The following is a 2,409-nucleotide window of genomic DNA, read 5'->3' on the forward strand; positions in this document are numbered from 1 at the left end:
AAGCGCGGCGAAGCCGGGCGCAGCGGATCGCGCGCAGACAACCTAACGCCCGGCCAGCACTCCGGCGGCGGCCAGCGCTTGATACCCCCCGACGACGTCGGTGGCGCGGTGCAGGCCGAGGTCCTGCAGCGCGGCCGCCGCGAGGCTGGACGTATAACCCTCCGAACAGAGAATCACCCACTCCACGTCGTCGCCGACGGCCTGAGGTAACCGCGCGTCGCTGGTGGGGTCGCACCGCCACTCCAGCACGTTGCGTTCGATGACCAAGGGGTTGAGTGCCTCCGGCACCTCGCCCTCGCTGGAGCGCTGAGCCTGCGGCCGAATGTCGACCAACAGCGCCCCACGGTCCAGCGCGGCGGGCACCTCGTCGGCAGCCAGCCGCCGCAACCTGGCGCGGGACGTATCCAAGATCGCAGCGATGCGGCTCATGACTTCTCCGGTTGGTCGGTCAACTCGGTGCGCTTGCGGCGCAACGCGTGCTGTCCGGTGACCTCGTAGTACGACATCACGGTCAGCGGCGGCGAATAGGCATGCACGCTCAGTGTCGGATCCGCGGCAGGTGCCACCGCGGCGGCCCCGGCGGTCGGGGCCCACAGCACGTCATGCACCCAGCCCAAGGGGAACGCGGCCTGGTCGCCGGCCTCAAGACGCCGTCGGCGCAAACGCTGGCCGTCCCAACGGAATTCGTCGAGGGACCCCGACAGCAAGGTCAGCGCGCCCAGCGATCCGCCATGGTCGTGCAACTCGGTGCGATGGCCGGGCACCCAGCTGATCAGCCAGATGTCGACTTCGTCGTCACCGTGCAGCCGGACGAACCAGCGGTCGTCGGTGGGCACGCCGGCCGGCGGGACCACGTGGTCGAAGCGCCCGCTGAGCACATCGTCGGCGGTTCGGTCGGTCAGGTGCAGGAGGTCAGCCTGCCGTAGCCGGGTCGGGCCTGAGACCGAGCGGACGGCTGAGGGATGTAACGGGACGCGATCAGCAACAAGGTTTGCGGAAACCATGCGAGAACTCCAGAACGAACGAGTGGACGAAGGGGCGGCGGCACGTCAGGGCCGACAACACTCCCAAAATCCCGTTCGCTGCGTCACGGCAGACAGTGTTGCATAGATTGACTTGGGTGCGCTGGCGCCTATCTCGCCCCTTGGTGTGGTGCGCGGCCGTCGTCGCGGCCGTCGGGTCGGCTGCGACGGGATGCTCGGCGCACACCGACAAGGGCGCGCCCGGGTCGGTAACGGTGTCCGACGGGCCCGGAACCCGGGAAGCCGCGGCGACGACGCCACCGGGCGCGATCGCGTTGTCACCTGCCGGTGTGACGACCCAGATCAAGGTGCCTGCGCGGGCAACCGAAGAAGAGTATTTCCAGGCATGTCATGCCGCAAAGACCTGGATGCAGGGCCACCGAGGCGACCGCAAGGCCCTGATCGAGGCCTACTTGGCGGCGGTCCAGGCGCCGGGGGCCGTCGGCGCGGGAACCTGGAATACGCCGTGGGCGGCGTTGCCGTTGGCCAGGCAGGCGGCGGTGATCGTCGCAGCCAAAGCCGCCGCCAACGACGAGTGCGGCTGAATTCGAATCACGGCCGACAAAACCCGCCCGAACTCGAAGAAAATGAAGGCATGGCCGACTTCGACGCACAACACGCCGAGGCTTCGTCGCGGCCCCGGGTCGCGCTCGCCCTGGGCAGCGGCGGCGCCCGCGGATACGCCCACATCGGGGTGATCGGCGAACTGCACACCCGGGGGTTCCAGATCGTCGGGATCGCGGGTTCGTCGATGGGCGCGCTCGTCGGTGGTTTACAAGCGGCGGGCCGGCTCGACGAGTTCGCCGACTGGGCGCGGTCGTTGACTCAGCGCGCCATCCTGCGTCTGTTGGATCCGTCGATCACCGCGGCCGGTGTGCTGCGAGCCGAGAAAATCCTTGACGCGGTGCGCGACATCCTCGGTGCGGCCACCATCGAGCAACTGCCGATCCCCTACACCGCGGTGGCCACGGACCTATTGGCCGGCAAGTCGGTGTGGTTGCAGCGCGGCCCGGTCGACGAGGCCATCCGGGCGTCGATCGCTATCCCCGGTGTGATTGCGCCGCACGTCGTCGATGGGCGGCTGCTCGCCGACGGCGGGATCCTCGACCCGCTGCCGATGGCGCCGATCGCGGCGGTCAATGCCGATCTGACCATCGCAGTCAGCCTTTCGGGCAGCGAGGCCGCCGGCGATCACGAGCCCGAACCCCGGCCGACTACCGAGTGGCTGAACCGCATGCTGAGTAGCACCTCGGCGCTGCTCGACCGGCCCACAGCGCGGGCAGTGCTCAACCGGTTCGGCTCGTCGATCTCGGCGGGTGCCGAGCCCGACGTCGAGGCCGAAGCCGACGAGGAACCCGATGTGCCCAAGCTCGGTGGTTTCGAAGTG

The 2,409-nt window shown here is 69.1% G+C and carries 4 protein-coding genes; 2 read left to right on the forward strand and 2 right to left on the reverse strand.

What is annotated here, in order from left to right; all coding sequences use genetic code 11:
* Positions 1-42 precede the first annotated feature (42 nt).
* Both WB785_RS21315 and WB785_RS21320 read right to left on the reverse strand, forming a co-directional pair.
* On the reverse strand, positions 43-429 hold the full coding sequence (locus WB785_RS21315; RefSeq protein ID WP_424081561.1) for a rhodanese-like domain-containing protein: 387 nt from the start codon (positions 427-429) through the stop codon (positions 43-45).
* Positions 426-1,004, reverse strand: coding sequence for a cysteine dioxygenase (locus tag WB785_RS21320; RefSeq protein WP_424081563.1), 579 nt, complete (start codon positions 1,002-1,004; stop codon positions 426-428). Before WB785_RS21320 ends, WB785_RS21315 begins: the two co-directional genes overlap by 4 nt.
* 116 nt (positions 1,005-1,120) lie before the next feature.
* Between WB785_RS21320 and lpqV the strand changes: the two genes are divergently transcribed.
* Both lpqV and WB785_RS21330 read left to right on the forward strand, forming a co-directional pair.
* The gene (lpqV, locus tag WB785_RS21325) at positions 1,121-1,567 is read left to right on the forward strand and encodes a lipoprotein LpqV (RefSeq protein WP_424081565.1); all 447 of its coding nucleotides are present in this window, start codon (positions 1,121-1,123) and stop codon (positions 1,565-1,567) included.
* Positions 1,568-1,617: 50 nt separating this feature from the next.
* The coding region (locus WB785_RS21330) for a patatin-like phospholipase family protein (RefSeq protein ID WP_424081567.1) at positions 1,618-2,409 on the forward strand (792 nt) is incomplete at its 3' end.

This window comes from Mycobacterium sp. (assembly GCF_049585075.1).
GTDB lineage: Bacteria > Actinomycetota > Actinomycetes > Mycobacteriales > Mycobacteriaceae > Mycobacterium.

Bases quoted from the DNA above. Each gene is read 5' to 3' on its own strand.
- WB785_RS21315 (WP_424081561.1), bottom strand. From the start codon at position 429: ATGAGCCGCATCGCTGCGATCTTGGATACGTCCCGCGCCAGGTTGCGG.
- WB785_RS21320 (WP_424081563.1), bottom strand. From the start codon at position 1,004: ATGGTTTCCGCAAACCTTGTTGCTGATCGCGTCCCGTTACATCCCTCA.